This window comes from Candidatus Woesearchaeota archaeon, assembly GCA_030651375.1.
In the GTDB taxonomy this organism is placed as follows: Archaea; Nanobdellota; Nanobdellia; order Woesearchaeales; family UBA12501; genus JAUSFM01.
Genome location: JAUSFM010000003.1, coordinates 201051 through 222146 on the forward strand (window position 1 = coordinate 201051; position 21096 = coordinate 222146).

The 21096-nt window shown below is 52.3% G+C and carries 6 protein-coding genes; all 6 read right to left on the reverse strand.

Features of this window, described 5'->3' with window-relative positions:
- Positions 1 to 25: 25 nt before the first annotated feature.
- Positions 26 to 6817, reverse strand: coding sequence for an N-acetylmuramoyl-L-alanine amidase (locus Q7R76_01130; GenBank protein ID MDO8642179.1), 6792 nt, complete (start codon positions 6815 to 6817; stop codon positions 26 to 28).
- 30 nt (positions 6818 to 6847) lie between these two features.
- A complete protein-coding gene (locus Q7R76_01135; GenBank protein MDO8642180.1) occupies positions 6848 to 8791 on the reverse strand; it encodes a hypothetical protein in 1944 nt (647 codons plus the stop codon).
- A gap of 62 nt (positions 8792 to 8853) precedes the next feature.
- Positions 8854 to 9675: a hypothetical protein gene (locus tag Q7R76_01140; protein MDO8642181.1), complete on the reverse strand. Its 822-nt coding sequence runs from the start codon at positions 9673 to 9675 to the stop codon at positions 8854 to 8856.
- Between the two features lie 23 nt (positions 9676 to 9698).
- Positions 9699 to 15053, reverse strand: a complete 5355-nt coding sequence (locus Q7R76_01145; GenBank protein MDO8642182.1) for a hypothetical protein — start codon at positions 15051 to 15053, stop codon at positions 9699 to 9701.
- Between the two features lie 39 nt (positions 15054 to 15092).
- Complete coding sequence (locus tag Q7R76_01150; GenBank protein ID MDO8642183.1) at positions 15093 to 18695, reverse strand: hypothetical protein; 3603 nt, start codon at positions 18693 to 18695, stop codon at positions 15093 to 15095.
- A 45-nt stretch (positions 18696 to 18740) separates the two neighbouring features.
- On the reverse strand, positions 18741 to 21059 hold the full coding sequence (locus Q7R76_01155) for a hypothetical protein (GenBank protein MDO8642184.1): 2319 nt from the start codon (positions 21057 to 21059) through the stop codon (positions 18741 to 18743).
- Positions 21060 to 21096: the final 37 nt, after the last annotated feature.

Below are 21096 nucleotides of genomic sequence, written 5' to 3' on the forward strand. Positions count from 1 at the left end.
GGATTATTTAAGGGTTTCCCATATTCTACGTCGTGCCTGCGCTGCTCGTCACTTCCCCATAGATCTCATCCACGCGTTGGGCAACCAAGTTTCCTAATTCAGTGTAGATGCCGCGGGTAAACGCGTTGTCACATTCAGGAACGTGGTTGCATTGGGCGGCGTATGCTGAAACTTTTGCAGCAACCTCTGGTTTATGGGCTTGGACGCAGTCAACGGTGATGCCGTTGAGGCAGATAAGTTCCATATCGTTTGCAAATCGCTGGGCAAGTTGAGTACCATCAGCGGCAGTCGGGAGCGTCGTAACCGCCGGTGGCGCAAGTTTTTTCTCAAGCCGGAGATCGAGGAGCACATCAGAAATCGTGCCGAGAAGCGTGTCAACTTGAGCGTCATACGCGTCAGTGCACGAAGTGATAGCGGTACAGAGCCCGCGGTATTGGTCGTCTTGCGCAAGGACAAAGTCTTTATTGGTGTTGAGGCAGTCTTCGGTTATGCCGCCCGGACAAATTCTGCTGACACGCTCGACAAAGCTGCCGGCGTATTGCGCGCCGGCTTCTTCTGGTGATGCGACAGCAGCGACAGTTGGTGAGGCAGCAGCATACTGTTCAACCGCCTGCAGCACTGTTGCCTTGAATGTGCACCAGTCAAACAGTGGCCCGGGATCTTCATGGCCACCATACACGCCGTTGGGTTGGCCAGCGGTAAATCCTTCGCAGGAATAGCCAGAGGTGCCGTCGACATACTGCGGCCTGCCGATGGTGCTGTGGAAATAGATGTGGTCAATGCTGATGCCGTAGCGTACCATGATTTCGGCAACGGTTTTTGCCAGTGTTTTCATTTGCGCATCGGGGAATGGTTCCCAGTATCTGGTCCCGCCAGGATAGCTCCACGCTTTTCCGTGCACCATGTTGAGCTGGTTGCGCACATCAATACATCCAGAACAGGGACTGTTGCCGGCATAATTCGCGAGGTCGATGCCGATGGCTTGACTGTTAATTCCGGGCTTTGCGCAGGCAGGATTATTGGCGCTGCAGCCTGCATGATACGTGATAATATCTTCTTGTTCGATTTGGATCATCGATCCATCGCGGTCAATGATGAAGTGCGTACCTACTTTTTCTCCATCGCTGTTAACTCCTTTGAAAAAGATATTTTTGTACGTGTCATACGCTGACGAACTGCCTGCAGTGATGTGAATAACGATGCTGCTGATTTTGCTACTTGAACGTATGGGCCGATCTACCGTGTCAGCGCGCGCATGGAACGCACAATCATCGTCAGGTCCGCAGGCAGTTGCCGGATTTAAGTCGACAGAACCATAGCTTCCGAGTGTCACGATCTGCGGCGTGAATGGCCCTGAAATAACCGGCCCAATAGTTCCGGGGGTTGGTGTTGATGCGCCGGTGCCTGGAGCAGATGGCCCCGGAGAAACTGGTGGAACACTTGCCGGCCGCTGCGCACAGAGCGTCGCTGCCTGCGCTGGATTTTTCACAAAGGAGTCTTTGTCAGACACACAGGCATACTGCGCGCTATTCGGCGCAGGGCAGGGCACGCAGAAATTTCCAAATCCGCATTCCATATCGGTTGCACCGCCGAGCTTGCCGTTGCAGTCGCAAATATTTTGGTTGTTTGACGGGTCAACATACAATCCGTTGTTTTTGTCGGTGGTGGTGCACGCCTCGTAGCCGATGCACGAACCGGATGCAGAGCAGTAGTTGAGCCCTTGCGCAATGCCGCAGCGGCTTGAGGTAGAGGTACCCACACAATTACATTCTTGGTTCACGAATGCGTTGGATGTGCATGCAGGCAATTCGCCGGTGGCAGTCACTTTACTGCATGCAACTGGAATGTCAATCGCGTCTGCGCCGGTGAATTCGAGCGCCTTGCCGCCGAACCGCGCGACCGCGTCGCCGGGAATGCAGGTGTCCGGTCCGGGAATGTCGTTTTCAAATCGGGTCTTGCACGGGCGAAGCTCAAGAGATAATTTCCAGTGCACGGGATTTTGTGCTGTGATGTCGTCGCACTGGGTTGCCGCTGCGCGCTGTTGTGCGAGGAAGGCGATGCCGTCAGCGTAGAGTTTTCCTGGAAGAACCGAACCGTACTCTGGCTGGATGCGAAGCCCATGGTACGAAATAGTGCCGAGCGCGCTGTCGAAGCGGTAGATATTATTTTTCAGCAGGGCGGTTGTCGACGGTGAAAGTCCGGACGCGGAAAGTTCTGCGTCAGTGCAGGGGATAGCACCCGGCACAATTTCAAACTGGTAATTTCTGCTTCCTTCAAGGAGTTTTGCAAGGTCATCGCTCAACGATGCGTGCTGCACACTGTAGCAGAACGCGTCTCTGCCTGCGGCATCTTTGGTCCGGAACATCAACAGGCCAACCGCGAGATTTTCGCGTGAAGGGTAACTAACATCAATCGACGGAAGACTGCGCAGGGGAAGTTTATTTCCGCCAGCTTCTGCAAAGTCTGGATTGGTGTACGCAACAGTGCGCGCGTATCCTGCGGCGCCGCCGTACATACCGCGAGTGATCATATCTTCAGTCAAGACGACGCTGGGAATGGTGAACCGGGAAACGCCATCTTCAACAATCGCGCGCACCGCCATGGAGCGCGCGGCAGATGACGCAGCAGACGAACTGGTGGGTGCTGAAATCGTGCTGCCTGCGTACCGTTCGAGTGGAATGACATTACCGTTCTGGTCGCGCAGTTGGTACATCAGGAAGTACGGCACCTGCTGGCCGGCAAGTGAAAGTGCCTGTGCAACGTCGGGACGGATAGTGCCTGCACGGTTGTTCGGGCTGTATTTTTCAAGCTCGACATCGACGTCAATCGGCTCGTTAACCATGAACACCGATTTGACCGGACGGGGCCGTTTCAGGAACGCTGCGCGCCCGAGTTGGCCGGCTGCGATTTCGCATTGGTATCCAGAAAGTTTGAACTGGCAGGAAAGCGGCGGCTCATCGCCAATCTGCTGAATTTCGATTATTTTTTCTTCAGTCTGGAAATTTCCCTGATTGTTCCGCCACTGCCAGTATAAGCGAACACGGTCAAAGCGATACGGAAGTTCTGCCGGAACATATGCGTCCATGTCGCCGTATTCGCCGGCTGCAAGCACGCCGGTGCCCATGAAGTTGGTGATGGGATAGCGTTTCTCGCCAATCTCTGCGCAATCGCATTTGTTGTTGGCAAAGCCGTAGATTTGTTTGCAGTTTGTCGGGCTTGCAGTGCAGATAAGTTCTGCGCCGTAGGTTATTTCAGAGCCGGCGACAAGTCCGCCGGCGAGATGGTAAATAAATCGCGCGTTGCCGGTCACGGGATTGCTCGTCATGAATCGCCGCGTTTGTTTTGGATACAAAAAGCCCTCGCTCGCAACCGGCACGCTGCCGATGCCCGTCAAGGCACCTTCGATGTCAAGGTCGAAATCGCCGGTGAATGCGTAGAAGCACGCCGAGTGAATCAGGCTGCGTTCATTAAGGATACTGTACAAATTTGATTTTCCATACCGGTCGGAAATCGCCGTGTGCATGTGCTCGCCGGCAGAGGAAACTGCTTTGAAAAAGCCGCTGATGCCCTGAAGCCGACCGCCGCCACCGCCGCCGGAGCCCGCACCGTAGCGCTGGGCAAAACATTTGACTGCTTCAATCAGGAAATCGCACAGTGTTTCTGAAAACGCGCGCCGGCACATGCCGGTACTTCCTTCGCCTGTCAACAAAATGGATTGGAAGCACTGCCGGAACTGGACAAAGACGCGCTGGATAAGTGCAATATAGGTGTTGATGGCGGGCAGGCACATGCACCGGATTGAATTGACAATGCTGGACGTCGGGTCAACAACATAGTCGCGGTTCACCCGCGGCACGAGTCCGTATTTTTCCGCTTCTGCGCGTGTCAGGATTTTTTGGGGGAATTCAGGAACAAATTGTTCAAGCCCGCGGTCGTAGCCGACCACTTCGCCGGTTGCCGGATCTTTTCGCTCTTTCCGGTCAGCGTAGAATGTGCCGAGTTCCCACTGGCCATCTGCAATAAGCCGGAACCAGCGGTCGCGGATGGTGACTCTTTTTTTGTTGAGTGTTGGCTGGCTGTTGATTGCTTCAGTCACTTCAATGGTGCCATCGCGGGCAGGAAGTGTGCCGCCGTAGCGCACGCTGCCGACTAAGGGACGGACTTCTTCTTGGCAAATCGTTGAAGCGGATTCAACCGCCTGTCCGATGGGCCCGCCGCAGCTTTGTGCAGCGCGGGAAGATTTGGTTGCAGTGTCATAGATACATTCAGATTGCCGAAGCTCGTTGGTAAACCAGCACGCGCTGTCCCATTGATTGATGTATTCCTGCGCGCATTGTTTTTCCGGACTTGCGCCGGGCACTGTTGGAATTCCAGAAAACGGAGTGAGCATTGACGACGATGAAGAGGAAAGCAATTCATCAGCAGCGTCGTACACTACCCCTTCGTTCATGCCGGGATTGCCGCACTGCGCTTCTTTTGCGTCGGCATTGGTGCTGCCGAGATCATAGTGCGCAGGATTAGTGGTGCCATCAGACTGAAGCGCGCGTGTCTTTGCCATGCTTGCCTGCGTGATGTGCACGGCGAGTGTGGGCGCTGCGGGACAGTACACGCGGTCGCATATCCATTTCATGTAGCGTTCGTAGTCCTTGCGTGACTCGCGCGACTGTATGCATTGCTGTTTTTCAGGGCTGTCAGCTGCGTCGGCGTAGACGCCGGTGCAATCCAGTTTTTCGATGACAAGCTTGTAGTAGTACGCGGCAAAGCTGCCGAGGCAGGTTACAAATGTGCCGATCAAGACAAATTTCAGGTACTGCAAAATCTGGTTGAGCGTTTTGATTGCATCATCAAAAAAATGGATGGAATCTTTGAGCAGCCATGTGGGGAGCCAGCGCTCGTCAAGCTCAAGGTCGAGTGTCGTGACGACGTCAGTGCAGTGGAGTTGGGTGCGCGTAATTTTTCCAGCTCGGCCACCATACACGCCTGATGTTGAGGAAGGAGAGAGTGGTTGTTGGTAGTTTTGATATGAAGGACGGCCAGACACGCCGGAGATATACTGCGTGCCCGGTGGCGCCTGCGCTCCTGATGTTGCGGGTATGCCAGTGCCCATGCCGCTGGCGTCTTCGTATTCAAACAGCACTTCCATCTGCAATGGAATTTTTATGAGCAAATCTTTTTTCGCGCTGATGTCACTGAGATTTTTTTGGAGGTAGGGAAGCTGGTTGAAGTTCACGACAATGCCGCCGACGGTGTAGTCATCACTCCAGGTTACCTGCACGGGCTGACGCACGAGTGTTTCCGGATCAAATGCATAATCACGGCGGGCTTCAGTGCTCTGATGTAGTACGCGGAAACGAGGCGGCGACAAAATAGTTGCACGGTCTGCGGGGCCGCGCCATTTCAGCTTGACGTTGAAGCCGAGCTGGGCAATGCCGTTGCGGAGATGCGCGGGGATGACGGTCGATGGAGTAATTTTTGATTGCTCAACTTCCCAGAAACCGCCGCTGCCGCACTTCGCAAACACAACCGACACCGGACCAGAAGTGGAACTTCTTCCAAGATCGTCCACAACAAAAATCTGCAGCCTATTTTCAAACGTGCTGCCAACATCGTATTGCCTGCCGAAGGTGTTTGCCGACGAATCAAGCGGTTGCTGGGGCAGGTACTGCGTCAGGTTGGTCTGCACAAATTGAGTGAGGAGCACATCAATTGAAAATCTGCCGTCGGGTCCAGCAACAGCAGTATATTCTTTTTGCGGCGCCGCGCGCACTGAAAGGCTTTTTACCAGATCGAGCAAGCTTGTGCTCCACGCGGAATTGGGAGTCACTTCATCATTGACGGTCACAAACACAACCGCGCCGGGCGTTGCATTGCCGCGCACGGTGACTTTTTGTGTGTAGCTCGGGTTGAGTTCATTGAGGTTGTGCGAAAAGAGCTGGGGAGCAGGGCCGAGAATTTGAATTGTTTTTGATTCCTGTTTTGTGTTGCCTGCTTCGTCTGCAAACACGAAATGAACGTCTGTTTTTTTGCCGATGTTCTGCGCAACGCTTTCAGAAACGGGAACACGAATATCAAATGCTCCGGCAGGCAGCTGCTGTTCGCTGACCGCGCCGCTGACGGTGATGGTCGCGACGATAGTTTCTGATGTTGTTCCTTTCAGCGCCAGCACACCTTCAACAATGCTGATGTGCTGATCAAGTGAAACAACCGGCGCCACGGTATCAACCGTGACGTCGAATTCCTTGATGGTTTTCTGCACTGAGGTTTGGTTTGTTGCTTCATCAACAATTTCTTCAGCGCGGCCTTCGGCGATAACGACGATATGCGAAAGCCCTTCGTTGAGCGTGAAGGTGAGCGCGAATGCTCCTGCGCTGTCGGCAATGGTGATTGTGTGATACGATGTCGCGTTAGTAATCGGGAGTGCCGGATTGAGGTACGTTTTTACACGAGTGTGTGAATTGGTGGTGCCCTGCACCGTGAGCGTGCGCTTGTTTGTTTTTTTCGGCAGCTCAAGATTTAGCAGCACGCCGTATGCGCCGCGCTCGGATGAAAAGTTTCCGCCAGCGCCTTCTGCATCACTCGCGCCGTAGGGTGATGTTGGCAATGTGTCGGAGTATGCAGAAGTAGTTGAGGAGGAAGATGATGAATCAGATACATTTGAAGGGGTAGAAGAGGAGGATGGAGGCGTGTGCTCGTAGGTTGGCTGCGCGTGCACCACGGGTATGAGAATGACTAGGTACATGAAAAATGCCGCAATAATCTGTACGGTGTGCGCTGATTTCAGGCTCAAGTTCATGCTCATCCTCTTTTGTGTAGCCATGGTTGTTTCGGTTTTGCCCTTTTTATGTTTTTATGTGGTAAAGTGAGGAACGGCCTTGCTGGTGTGCGCAGGAGCACTGGTGTCTTCAATCATTTTTGCCTGGTCAATCATTGTTGCGGGATGCGGAACATATTCAAGCACGGTAAATTTCACGCCAGTTCCGGATTTAATGTCGCGCTTGGATGGTGTCCAGTTCATCTCGAGCCGACCGATGAGTTCATCGTTCCCATCAAGAAGCGCCAGTGTTACGTCGTAGGTAATGCCATTCGCATTAATGATATCAACCGTGCCGAGACGGCCGACACCTGCATCGCCGAGGTCTTCGGCAAGTTTTTTCCCATCCAGCGGGAAGCGGGTGACGCTGCTGAATGCCGTGACATCTTTTGTGGTGATGAACACGAGCGCTGTTTCGCCGCTGTGCAGGTTTTCTTCTTTGTTGACTTGTTTCTGGGTGATGGTGCGCTTGACGACGGAAACCGGCAGGTGGCGCACCGGAAGAAGGTTAACGTCAACGCTCTGCTGGCTCCGGTCGAGCTGTTGTTTGGTGGTGACATAATCTTCGTGCTCGACAACAACACTGCCCGGTGTGCAGAATTTCGGAAGGAGTGTAGACAACCGCGCAATACCGCCGACTTGGTCAGTTCTGCCGAGCGGACAGCTGAACAGGTTGACGCAATCAAACGACATATTGGCGCCGTTGATGTACACGCCGCTTTCGTTGTCAAACGTGTAGATAGCGAATGGTTCCTCTTCCCGGTCGTTGCATACTTCGCGGTCGCGCTCGAAGACCGTGAAAACGCTGGTGTCGAGGTTTCGCCGCTCGCCCTGGTTGTGGTCAATTATCACCGGCAGGGCAAAGCGGAACACGTAGCCCGCGCCGTTGAATGCTTTGTCGTCGATAATCGTGAACATGAGCGGGTACTGGAGTGTGTAGGTGAAATGGTAGGCGCTGACGCAGAGGTACTTCAGATATTCCCGCGCACCGCGGCCGAAGCTTGCCTGCATCACATCGCCGACGCTGGGCGTGACGCGGAAGTCAAACGGCCAGTCTTTGCGGAACGTGACGCCGACGGAAAGGTCTCGATAATTTTTCTCGGATACTTTCCATTCAAAATGGTTGCGCGCGTACGGGTCATCGCGGGGAATCGGCGGCGTTGCCGTGTTTGAAACACGGATGCGAGGCAGGTTGTGGTAGAGCCGATTCTGTAGGGTGTTGAGCACTGCTTTTCTGCTCCACTGCGGCTTGTCGCAGGTGAACAACACATCGGTAAACGGAATGTCATCCGGCGGCCTGCCACTGCCGAGTGTCATGAGTTCCATCGTGAGGTCTTCCAAAAACAGTTTTTGGTCTTCGCTGAAAAAAATATCTTTTGCCAGCTGCGCTATGGTGCCGAGTTTGACGTCGAGCCGGCTGCCGAACGTGGAGAATGTAAAGGTCTGGCCGCCTGTTGTTGCGGTGAGGGGATAGGTAAATTTCACTGCTACCGCGTCGGTGCCTATGCTGGTTTCAGCACTCATCGTCGCAGGAAATGAAAACGTGAAAGCGCGTGTAAATTCTTCTGCGTTGAGTCCTTTGAGGCAGGTTTCCATCTGGCGGGTGATAAACGTGGAGAGCTCGGTTTGCATGAAGCCAATAGTTGGCGCGCGGTTTTCGCCGGCGAAGTACCACAGCGGCATCTTCAGGTCGCCCGCGGGGGTGAGGGAGAGAAAACTTTTTGGGTTGATGGCGATGCGCGGCGGCACAGAAATAAAGCCGCCTTGGCTGCCGAGCAGCATGATGCCTTGCAGCGCCTGCTCGTCAAGGCATTGTTGGACAAACGTATGGATGCTTTTGAATTCAGTGGGAATATTTTTTTCATCGCCCACGCCCGCGAGGAGTTTTTCACGCGAAAAATAAAGCATAAATGCAACGCTAATTAGGAGAAGTATGCCAAGGATTATAAAAAACGTCACCTGCCCCTTTTTTTGCAACATCAGAGTAAAATGAGGCATTTCGCTTTATAAATATTATGACTGAAAACAGTGCGAAAATGGCGCTAAGAAAAAGAGAGGTACCACGCCCTGTTTATGGTGCTAAAAATAAACAAAAAGGCAAACGCGCCAAGTGTTTTCAGCGGCTCAGGAAGCAACGAAGCGAGTGAACCGACCAGCATCACGATGACAAAAAAAATGAGCAGAATGCCGAGCGGTTTTGCGAACCGTGAAAATTCGGTGACGCCGGTTTTCAGCGCATCCCACACCGCGCGAAATTTCGGCGTGCGAAAAAAGTGGATGTAAAAAAGAGTGGTGAAGTGGCAGTACAGCATCACCAACGCCAGCACGAGTGCCTGAAGGAAAAAAATGTAGGTGTAGCCGGACGCGCGCGATGCAAGAGAAAACAGCGGCGCGTTGTAGAGGTTCGCAAGATACAGCAGCGCCGAAAACAGGGGAACCAAGGTCAGCGGCACCCAGACCAAGCTCACGGCGATTAGTTTCAGCCAGCAGTGTACTAGTGAATATTTTTCAGGCAGTTTTTGTTTGCCCTGTTTTTTCAGAAGAGACTTCCAGATAAGCGCACGGGTAAACGTCCATGCCAAAAAAAGGTACACGGCAAAGACTGCAAGGAGACCAATGATTTGATAGGTGCTATTTCTGACCGCAGTTGCATTGGCCAGCGCAGCAGCACTGTCGGCAGCGAGTGAGCCAAGATTGAGTGACTGCATCGTTGCCACGATGGATACCTGCAGTTTTTGGACGGCAAACCCACCCAGTGCCGCAAGGCCAAGAAAGAGCCACTCGGCAAAAAAAGCGTGCAGATGATGCACGTTGAGCTGGCGCATCATGCCAAAAAAATCTGTAAAGCCGACTGTTCGTTTCATGTGGTTCAACTTAATTTTTGATTTTAATTCTTAATTTCCGGAATCTGGCCGAGCTGGGCTGTTGCGCTGGTTTGCGCATCAGCAGGTGTGCCGCCGGTTGGCACTGTGGTGCTTGAAATTTCCGGCGATGACTGCACAATGGTGTTACAGAACATGCCGCCATCAAGCTCGTCGCTGACAAAGCTTTGCAGGTTACTGGGATTGTGGAACTTGATGCATATTTCAGTGTAGTCCGTCGGCAGCACGCGCACAATTGTTTGCTGGCCGATCATGGTGATGCCGCCGCTGTCGCACCGCGGACTGAAAACGTTGTTGTCATTGTTGCCGTCTTTCTGCGGGTCAATAATTGTTTCGCCATTCGGACCGCGGAGCCAGATGGTGAATATGAGGAACTCGTTCTTGAATGCTTTTTCAATATCATTCTTCGTCGGGTTTTCTGCTGGTGGTGGATTGTCAATCTGGCACAATCTGCCCGGACTGATTTCGCCGTTGATGCGGTAGTACATTCCCGGTTGGTTATGCAGTCCGCCTTCTTCAATCGGCACGGGCATGGGCGCTTTTTCTGCAGCAATCCAGAGTTTGAGTTGGCCGTCAAGGTCGTACAAGAATCCTTCCTGTCCCTGCTCGGCATTGCTTCGGTCGAGATATTTCCAGCACATGCTTTCTTCCCAGTCACCGGTGAACAAGCCGGCAAGCACGGGGTCTGTTTTGGTAAGCTTTTTGAGGAATGCTTCGCCGCCGAACCAGTCGCCGAAAATGCCGTCGCATTTCGTTTTGTCAGAGACAAGGCCGCAGAAGTTTTTGATGTCATTGCCCATTTGCACCCCTTCATTGGCGAGATTGACCATGTCAAAGAAGGTGAGTTTCGGTGAGCCTGCAGAGTCTATTTTTTCCTTGCAGTCTTTTTCTGACATGCCGCTGGTTTTGCAGAATTCCGCGATTTCAACTTTATTGCCTTTTTCGTCAACAACCATACAGCCCGCGCGTGATTGAATGGTGCACGCGCCGCCGAGGCGTGAAACCACGCGGCCAGTTGTTTTGCACACGCCGGCGTCATCACATCCGAGCGCAAAGCCGCACTTCACGCCGCCATCGCAGTATATCGACGATGTTTTTTCCTCGTGGTCAAATTCTTCAAATACACGCGCGGGTTTGCCATTAAGATCGATGCCCATGTGCGAACTACTTTCTGCTTTGCCGTCGGTGCCGAGATTAGTGATAATGAGATTCTCGGTATGCGTACGGTCAATTGTTTGGAGGGGTTTTCCATCCGCTCCCAAAACAGTAACAACGCCGTCTTTTTCTGTGACCGTTGTTTCTTTCCCCAGTGTCGTCAAAAGTTCAGGAGCGCCGCTCGGCCCGGGTGCCATCAGTGATGTGCTGCCGTCAGAGTTTTTGACGAGCACAACGCCGGAAATGGATGGAGTTAGTATGGTGCCGTCTTCAAGCTTGAACGTTTTTGTTGCTGGATCATATTTCGCTTCCGCAGGCCCGCCGCTGCACACCGTAAGAATAATACCGTTTTTACACGAACGCGGACGTTCGAAGGTGACGCTCTGGATATTTCCTGCTGCATCAGTTTTTACTTCTTTCACGCCCATACTGATGAGGTCGCTGGTGGTGCCATCTTTGGCAACGAATTGTGTCAGCACGTCGCCGTGCCTGACCTCAATGCCTCCATCAGCGCGCTTGGTAAACGTGGTGCCATCTTCAAGTTTTATTTCATTGCCTGAAACAGTGGCAGAAAGTTTCGTATCTTGGTCAACATCAATAGCGCATTTTCCGTCTTTATCACATACAAGTGTGCCTTCGTAGGTTGCTTGCACAAAGTCCTTCAAAGCGCCGGGTGACGTTCCTTTTTTCGACACTGCAGGTTCAAATATCTGTTCGAGGGTTTTTGCTTCAGCCGCTGCTGCAGCTGGTGTTGGCGCAGGAGTTGGACCGGGTACTGGAGTTGGTGGTGCGACAGGAGGAGGAGTTGGCGGAGTCGAAGGCGTAGGGACTGGAGCAGGAGATGTTCCGCCGAATACAAATGAGGTAGTGCCGCCGGGAGTTTGTTGTCGAGCACAATTTCCAGCACCGTGATCTGTTTCACATTGTGTTTTTGCTTTTTCTTCAGAATCAAATCCTCCTGCACCGACCAAGTATCTTTCTGTGGCAGCTGGAACAGGAACTGGCGCAGGCGTTGCGCCGGGCATTGACCCAGCAGCAGGCGCTCCGGAAGATGGCGCAGGCAACTGATTAGAAAGTTCTTGTACAACACGCATACAATTGATATTTGTCGAGCATTGGTTAGTTGGATCATGAGCAAGCGTCCGACATTGAGCCGCACTAAATCCGTTCTGTTGACAGTATGTATTAAGATTGATGGCAAGCGCTCCTGCATCTGCATTTGATAACGATTGAGGAGGCGTAGAAGCTGCAGTAGGAGAGCCGCGAGAAGGAACTGGAGCAACTGCACCAGGCACGGGAGCAGATCTGGCAGGAGTTGGAGCAGGTCCACTTGTTGCAAGAAGCCGTGAAAGCGCATTTACACAGTTATTATTTGTGCGGCAATCGCTGATAGTCGTTGCTTGTGAAAGGCAGGTTGTCGTGTCAATTCCTTGGCCGCGGCAATAATTTGAGATTTCAGTTGCGCGCGTTGCTGCTTGCGCATCATTAAGGGGCGGTGTCGACGGAACAGCAGGCGCCGGAGTAGGGAGAGTAACAGGACGTGGTGGTTGCGGCTCTGCCGACGGTTCTGTCGGAACGCCTGCTGCACTACCTGGCGGAAGATTGATTGATGGACGCTGCTGTTGTGCTTGAGCAAGCGCTTGCTGACCAATCGGATTACTTCTAAGCGCGCCAGCGACAACATCATTAGTAATGACCTTTCCGTCAGTGTCATATACATTGCCTTCGTAATCAATACTGTACGGAGAGTCTTGCAACGGGACTGCACCGGGAGGAACACGGTTTGGTGGCCGGACAGCAAAACGCGCTGCAGAAGGAGGAGATGCCACTGCCGGCAAACCTTGTTGTGTAGTAATTTGTTGAGCGTATTCCGGCACACTGGAAAGTGCACTCACGACTGAATCAGGCGCGGGCTGGCCACTCGCCGCATCAATTATTGTTCCACCGGGAATAACATAAAAGTTGGAGTTCGCAAGCCGTCGGCTTCCTGCAGGAGGAGTGTATGCCGGAGTTGGGAGCGCAACCGGCCGCGGCGGCGCAGGTTCGCGTTCTTGTGCACCAGCAGAGCCAGCAGGCAACGCGCCGCCAACCGGCGCGCCGGCAAGAGCAGGAGTTGTCTCGACGGATGCACCGCCGATTTGAGCACGTGCTTCCATAATTTGAGCGCGTTGCGCTGCAGGCAACGCCGAATTTTGCAAGAGCTGAGTAAGCATATCAGCAGGAACACCAATAAACGGATTTGCTTGAGCAGCAGGAGCAGAGGGTGGAGACGTTGCAGGAGTCGGAGCAGAAGCAAAACTATCATCTGGTTCAAAACTAATTTCTTCTCGAGCTGCTGGCTGTTGAGCCGGCGGTGCAGGCTGTTGCGCAACAAACGCAGCATAGACTGATGACTGCTGGTTCGGATTTAAAGATTGTTTAATTGTTTCATCAAATGCAGTCGTGCAGGTCGGATTTTGGAAGCAAGGAGTATTACTAAATTGCTCGACGACATGCGTTACACAATTATTGTTTCTGCAATTGTTCACTGCAGTGGACAAATCTTGTGCTGCTGATGTTCCCTGATCGCGCACCCGAAGTTGTTGAACAATCTGTTCCCGCTGGGTGCCACTCGGAAGGCCTTGCGGAGGACGCCAGGTATTGTGTTGCGTATCATATGTTTGAAGCTGTGGTGTGCCGGATTCATCTCTGCTAATGTAAGTCCACCCGATTTGCTCCATATATATTGCGCCTTGCCCGGTGACTGCGGGACCAGCAGCTGGTGGTGGCGTTGGCGCGGTTGGAAGCGGAGCAGGGCGCGGCTGTTGTTGAGGAGCTTGAGCGGCAACGACAGGAACAGCAGGTACAGATTGCGAAGGTGCAGCAGTTGCTTCTTGCGCAAAGGTGACCAACTCAGGATTCGACTGGCCGAGGAATCGGGCAAACGCAGTTTTACATTCAGCGGATGCGCATTGCTCTCGTAATCCAACGACTGATCCTTTCTGACAGTTGAGATCCTGACGTGGATCACCTGCATGACAATCAGGCAGCCAGAAGGAAGCAAATTCTTCTGCCAAGCGCTGGGCTTGTTTCTGCGGTGTCTCCGGCGCCATGGATGGTGGATGTGCGGGCGCTGCAGCTGCTGCTGATTCGGACGGAGCATACTTTGAGGGATTATCAAAGTATTTTCTGTATTCGGCGGTGCACGCATCACCCGCAAGAGTGTACTCTAAACAAAAGTGGTCTTTTCCGACAGGCGGAAACTCTTGAACAGATGGCAAAAGAGCAGGTTGCGCAGCGACTGCAGTTGAAGACGGTGCCGCGCGCGCACGGGCAAGTGCACTAGCATATTCTGGCCGCATTATAAGGGTACGTTTCCCCTCTTCATTCATTTTGGTACCATCTGGATAATACACATTTCCTTGCGCGTCAACCAAAAATCCTAATCCCTGCATCCGCACAGTTTTGGTAACGGCAGGAGAACCTGCTGATGGTGCCGGTTGCACTGCTGACGATGGAGATGTAGCAACCGATGCAGGAGCTGCAGACGCTACGGGTGCATTCCCCGCAGTGCCGGAAGAAGTTCCACGCGCCTGCTGAACAGCTACAAGGTATTGAGCACTCGTTCCCAATGTTGTTCTCAAAACGCGCTCAAACTCAGGGGAGATTCTTTGTTTATCATACGTGTAAAAGTTTCCTTCAGTATCAACATGATACAGGATTGGTTCCCCAGTTGCAGGACTTATTCCGTATTGTAACGGCACGAGGTTCTGTTGTGGTGTGGGAGAGGGAATAGCCGAAGCACTCGGCGCTGAAGGTTTTTTTGCTGGCGCAGCGACAGCTCGTGCCTGAGCAGCTGGTGGAGGCGCAGACGCTGCAGGTTCGGGAATATTCCATTTGCCATCTCTATAAGAATAGGTACGACTGCCATAGCGAACAAAGACACCGTTACGTGGCGCTTGATTATCGTGAAGAAAGGTATATTCATTCATCAAGTCCTGTTGGGTAACTTGGATTTGTGGTGCTGCACTTTGCCGTGCAACAAACCCAACAAACATCTGATCCCCCATCCTACTCTCCAGTTTCTGGATAGTGACGAGGGAAAACAGCATCAGCAGAATGACAACCAGTGTCACTGATAATTTCTGGTGCGGCAGCAGACGCTGTGAGGGAATGGCTGCTGGCTCGAACTCCTCCCAATTCTGTGGTGACCTGGTTTGTTTCATGCGTTGTCTCTTTTCTTTTTTGTCTCTTAAATGTTTTTCTTAATCACTCAACCCGCGCACTTCTTCCTGCGCAGCAGGCCCGGATACCGATGGTGATGCTGACTGTTGAGGAGCGCCTTGTTGAGTGAACCCGCGCGCGCCGCTGCTTCGTCGCCCGGCTGCCTCGTCAAAGCGCGGATCATTTTTGAGTTTGTTAAGGATATCTTCGCATGCATCCGCGGGCGGATTGAACAGCCCTTTGACCGTGTCGATGATATTTCTGATGCTGTCAATAACGCGGAGCAAGTTGAATGGAAGGAAAATAAAATTACAAACAGTACGAGTATTGCCTTCTCCAACCGGTGAGATAATAACATATTTACACGCAATAGTCATTCCAGTAGTTGCCAAAGTCATGGGATTGGTAATGAATTGTTTCATGATCGCACCGATTTGTTTTTGGATGTGCGCAAAGGGAATGAGCGCAAGGAGTTCTCCGGTTTCCACTTTGCAGGTTTCATACTGATAGACGCGGTCACAGGTGCTTTTCGGCATGCCTTGGCCGACTTGGTTGTAGAGGCAACTAATGTAGCTGCATTCAATTACTCTGCGGCGTTGGAGATTTTCAAAAATGCCAGGAATGCACATTGTAAGGTAGCTTAGGTAGAGACTGCCCCGCGGGTTTGCCCATGCAGTCCATTGCGCGGCTGTCTGTTTACGTGGGTCAAGAGAAGATGCTTCTTTAGCTGCTTCTTTGAACGTACCACCAAGCTGATCAAGGGATGGCTGTTCGAGCCCGAATTTTTTAAATAATGCGCCGGTTGGCGTCCAGGTGCAGGTAAGAAAATCACAGGCATCTTGGGCATATGATTTTTGGATAGTATCAGTAAATTTGTTTATCGTGCCGCTGATTGAGCCGAGCGCTACCTCTGCGGGTTTGAGGATTGGAAAGGCATCAGACAAAACAACCATAACACCGTGAACACCGGCAATTGCCAGGCCAACAGAAGTCAGCCCCTGCAAGATACTGCAAATGCTCGTCAAAAAGGTAATAACTTTGTTGACCTTCGTCACAAATGTGCCCATGAGATTGTTTTGCTCGACGTGGTCAACAATTTCATCCCACACGCCGTCGCTGATGTCCTTAACATTGCCGAGCGGAATTTCCAGAACTGCGGTTGCTTTAGTGACGCCGGATACTTTGTTGCCGTTCTTGCTCATGATGGAAAATTCGCAGGTCACGACAAACTTTGTTTTTGTTTCAGGAATTTTTCCCGGCCGCAGGTTGAAACGGAGCTTGGCAGTATTTGGTGAGCTTGTGCTGAACATGACTTTGGTTGCGTCCTGCGCAAAGAAGCCGGCGCTATAGTCTTCACCGGAACAGCTCGTCACATCAACGGCAACCGGTGCAGTGCCCGGTGGTGTTCCTGCGTCAGGATTTATCTGCACATCAAAGAACACGGCGGTGGTTGCAACCGCAGCGCCGCGGGCGTCAACAATAGGCGAGATAAGAATTGGATTGAGCGTATATTTGGAAGGCGCAAGCCCTTCAAGCACTGTTTTTCCAAGCCAGTCCTGTGGCGCAAGCTCGTGCACATGGCCCTGCGCATCGGTGTACACAAGGAATGGATCCTCGACGGTAACCGCTGTTTTGTCGCCGTGTACCAGTGCATTGCCGGCAATATCTTTGGTGCCGGTGAAGGTGGCGCGGAAATCTTTGTTCGTGCCAAGATTAAATATTTCCCAGTCGCACTGCCAGAGGTTCGGCAGGTTTTCGTTCACGCCGTATCCAGTCATGGCAACAAGCGCGCCGGTTCCGGCGTCAAATGTGGGACCAGCAGATTCAGCAGCAGGCGTGGTTGGTTGAGCAGACGATGGAACAGGAGCAGCTGGTACTGCTGTTTGCACTGGCGCAAACGGCTGGCATTTCAGTGCGGGTTTTGGCGTGCTTGGATTTTCTGCATCAAACGGAATGACCGCAACGGCGTTGTGCGTGCCTGCATCATCGGCCATGGCGATATTTTCTTGAACAATGAGGCGGAGAATCGCGGTGCCGCCTGCAGCAAGCACCGGCGTGTTTGACGACGAGATAATTTGAGCCTTGACCAAACGGGGAGCATCGTGGTCAACCAGAATATCAGCACTGCCGGGCTCCATTTGATTGTCAGCAAGGTCTTTGCCGCGCACCGTGACTAAAACTCGATCTGCCTGCACGCCGCTGATGGTGGTGTTGCAGAGGAACGCGCCTGCTTCCGGCTGGATGCATGCCTCGGGGTTTTTGTTGTTGATGAGTACGGTTTCTTTTGAAACACCGGCGCCGGTTTCGTCAATGACTGCAATGAGCGTGTTGCTTGCCGGCCCCAGCACGGGCACGCCGCCAAACGCGCGCGTCGCGGTTATCTCGCGCACTGCCGGCGGCACATCATCGATTTGGAAGGTGAGCGTTTTGGTTGCGTCGAGATGATTTTTCGCTGCGTCTTCCGCAGAGAGGAAAAGGTTTCGCGTTTTGTCGCCGTCAGGATTCAGCTGCGCATTGCCAACACAGTCAAAGCGGTGATCGGTTGATTGTTCATCGCGCTGTTCCGGAACGCGCTCTGCGCAGTTCAGCACCACGCTCGGTTCGCCGGCATTGAATGAGGCAACTGATGCATTGACACGGCCAATCAAATGAGTGTGGGTGAGGATGGTTGCAACGACTTTTACCTCGACAACACGGTTTGCTACAAAGGAAAGTTCTTTGACAAGCCCGGCGTCCATTGCGGTGAAGTTTTCTATTTCAGGCGCACGATTGTCTTTGGTGATGTTCACGCAATTTTGTGCCGTGGGAGTGAGCGTGCCCTGCGCATTGACATAAGAAGAATGAATGTTGCCAAACGCATCCTGCGGCACGGCGCATATCTGGGTGGAAGCGCCATTTGGAAGCGCATCAGCGTTCAATGAAACAACGGTGTTGTTTGCTGCGCACGCACTGCCGGCGGTTGGCCGCGGCTCAACGTCCTGCGCAACCAGTTCTTGTCCATCACGAGTAAAGAGTTTTATTTTTGCAACGCCAACACAGCCCTGCTGGCTCGTGCCGGTGGTGTCAACCGCTGCAACCGTCAGATTAACCGTACCGCTGGAAACACCAGTTGCTGTCGGGGTTATGTGCTGAACCGTCGGACCGAGTTTGTCGACGAGAATACCGGGGAAAACAGAGTACTGGTTGCCGTTTTGCTGGGCAACGGGGCGTGCAGCGTCGCAGGATTGGGGAAAGTCTCTTCTGCCGTCAACATTGGCAAGGTTGACACACACGCTGTATCGGTCTTTGTCGTCAATTTTGTTGATGGGCAATGTTACGCTACATTCGTACGGGTTTGTCGTGGTACATTGAGAAAAGCGCGCAGTGCCGGGTGAGTTTCTCGTCACCCCGTCAGTATCATTCATCACTTCCAAAAAGGTGGGAAGCACGGGCGAGGGAGAATCAATTTTGACGCGGATGGTGGTGGCGTCGGTTTCTTTGCGGAATGACTCTTTGCCGTCTCCTCCGCTGATGTGCACTTCTTGGAAGGAGATTGCAAAGACATTTGCCGTGTAAAAAGGAAGCGTGAGAATAAGGACGCACATGAAGATGGCTAAGAATCGCTCGAACTGGCCGCAGCCTTTTTTCCCCGAATAGGGTTGCATGGGTGGTTTCATGGGTGTTCTTTTTTTATAGTTTATTGTAGTCCATCATCGTGGTTGCAGGAGCTGGCGAACATTCTGATTGTTGCTGGCGTCTTTTTGCATCACATCGTACATCTGGAGGTCAGTCACCATGCGTTCACGTGCAGATCTTGACGCAGTTGCCATAATAAGGGTGGTGCCGACGACACGCGTATCAGGCACATCGCGCATGTTCAGCACGAGCGTTGATAACGTCAGCTCGTTCGGTGAAGTAAGCATCTGCGGAGTGATGTCAATGGTTGCAGTAATGACCCCTTCACTAAAGGGCGCGTTGAGTTTTGTTTCATCCATGGGTGTGGGAACAGCACAACCGATAGTTACATCTTCAACACCGATCGCTTCAAGCACGCCGCTAAACACTCCACCGGGGCCTGAAAACGTGAGTGCCTCGCCGCAACAGTCGGGACATGAGGGGATGCGCATTGATTCAAAGAGGAGCGTGCTGAACGTGACGGTATATCGTCCGGGAGCAAGTTGTACTGGCGCGCGTTGGGTGCCTGAAACTTGGGCCAACGCAGAATACGGCGCTTCTCCGTCTGCAGCCACCCGATCAAACGTGACAATTACTTTTTCCGTTTCCAGCAAATCTTTTTGTGTTCGTGAAAGTTCCCATAATGATTCTGGCTTAGTTTTCGCATTGCGCACGGCAGCAATCCTACCTTCGTTTTTGTCATAGGTGTATTTTTTGACGCGAATAGTTTTCTCGATAAGGGGCAGGAGTTTTACGTCTTTGGCCACCTGTTTGGTAAGCGAAGAAGTCAGTACCACGCTCGCGCCTAAATAGCCGGGCGCAGAAACTTTAAGATCACCAGAAGCGCGCGGAAATTTCGAGGTGAGTGTACCATCAGATTTCGATACGCCCATTGAACACGACGTACCGGAATTGAACTGTACTTCGGCGTTCGGTACGCTGCGCCCCGTCGCTGCATCAGTCACTTTAACGGTCACCGGCGCTGATGTTTTTTGATTTTCATTGCAGAGCAGTGAAAAATCATCAAAGCCATGAATCGGCGACGATGACTTGTATGCTGAAGTCAACGGCTCATTGTCCCGCACATTCGCTTCCAGCGCAAAGAGGAAATCGTAGCCCTTGTTGTTGAACGCCGTTGAATCAGTGACCTGCGTGAGAATAGGAACAGAAATATCGTAGGGTGTCTGGTACGTGCGCAGTGTTGTCGGAAGGTCGCTAAGAAGCATCTGCACAATGGAAGCGCCGGGCAGTGAAACTTCATTGGTCGGGCCAATAGAATCTCCTTTCACGACGTCAAAATAGGATTTCCAGGACGGCAGGTAGTTGAATGTAACGGCGTACCGCTTCGCGTCGCTATCCGGCCCCGACATATCAAGACTGCTAAGATATGAATACAATCCACGGCGAACCGGATCGTTCAAAATAGTTGGATCTGCCTGTTCAAACGGAATATAATTTTTTGTTCCCTTGACTGGCACTTTTTGAATTGTGTAGCTCACAATGGATTCAACCGTCGGTTTCAGCGCTGCTTCGCTCCATGTTTTTTTTGTGCCACCGTGCTGGCTTGCGGAAAATGGCGGCAGGTCGTTATCGAGGCCCGCGCGCGCAGACAGCGCAAGAATAATCACTTTTTCAAACGATTGTCCTTGAGTGATTTTCGACGTCAACTGTTGGGCAAACGCAAGGAGTTTTCCCAAGGCAACATCGTGCGTTGCGCGAAAATTTTTCAGGTCATACACCAGATTTTGTTTGGTAACGTGCACCGCCAAGGTTACATCCACCACCACGCTGTTCGCCGTGAGAATAGTTGATGCCTTGGGAACACCTGCGGTCGAAACAGTGAGGCCCTGCGATGCAAACGAGGAGAAATCAAGGCAGCCCTGCAGATTTTTTTCAACATAGGCATTGATTTGGTTTTGAATGTCATCCTGGCTCGGCACCTGATCCTTGAATGAAATTCTGGACGGAGCGTTATTGGGAGAAGCAAGGTGATGCCAGTAGGGAATGTACCAGTTTGTGCCAAACGTCAGCGCTTCAGAATCAGTTGGGCGTTCATTTGTCGTGTCAAACTGAAACGCGCGCGGGCTAAAGTCGGTAGACGTCGGATCAATGTAGCCTGCATGCCCGCCCAGTTCAGTGATTGCTTTTTTTGAGATGGTTTCAACACACTGGGTGATAAATGAATTCAGGGGAGCAAGCTCAAACGGCACTTCCTGCACCAGAGCAGGCGCTTCCTGCGGCGCAAAGGTTTTTTGTTCGCGGGCTGAAAACAAGAAAATTGCTGCAACAAGAAGGAGTACGCCAATAATTATGAATATGGTGACTTGTCCTCTTTTTGAATGCACGCGATCCACCTATCCCCTTTTTAACAATTTTATAAATACTACACTT

Excerpts from the sequence above, each read along its gene's own strand:
- Q7R76_01140 (MDO8642181.1), bottom strand. The coding sequence starts at position 9,675 with ATGAAACGAACAGTCGGCTTTACAGATTTTTTTGGCATGATGCGCCAG.
- Q7R76_01130 (MDO8642179.1), bottom strand. The coding sequence starts at position 6,817 with ATGGCTACACAAAAGAGGATGAGCATGAACTTGAGCCTGAAATCAGCG.
- Q7R76_01135 (MDO8642180.1), bottom strand. The coding sequence starts at position 8,791 with ATGTTGCAAAAAAAGGGGCAGGTGACGTTTTTTATAATCCTTGGCATA.
- Q7R76_01145 (MDO8642182.1), bottom strand. The coding sequence starts at position 15,053 with ATGAAACAAACCAGGTCACCACAGAATTGGGAGGAGTTCGAGCCAGCA.
- Q7R76_01150 (MDO8642183.1), bottom strand. The coding sequence starts at position 18,695 with ATGCAACCCTATTCGGGGAAAAAAGGCTGCGGCCAGTTCGAGCGATTC.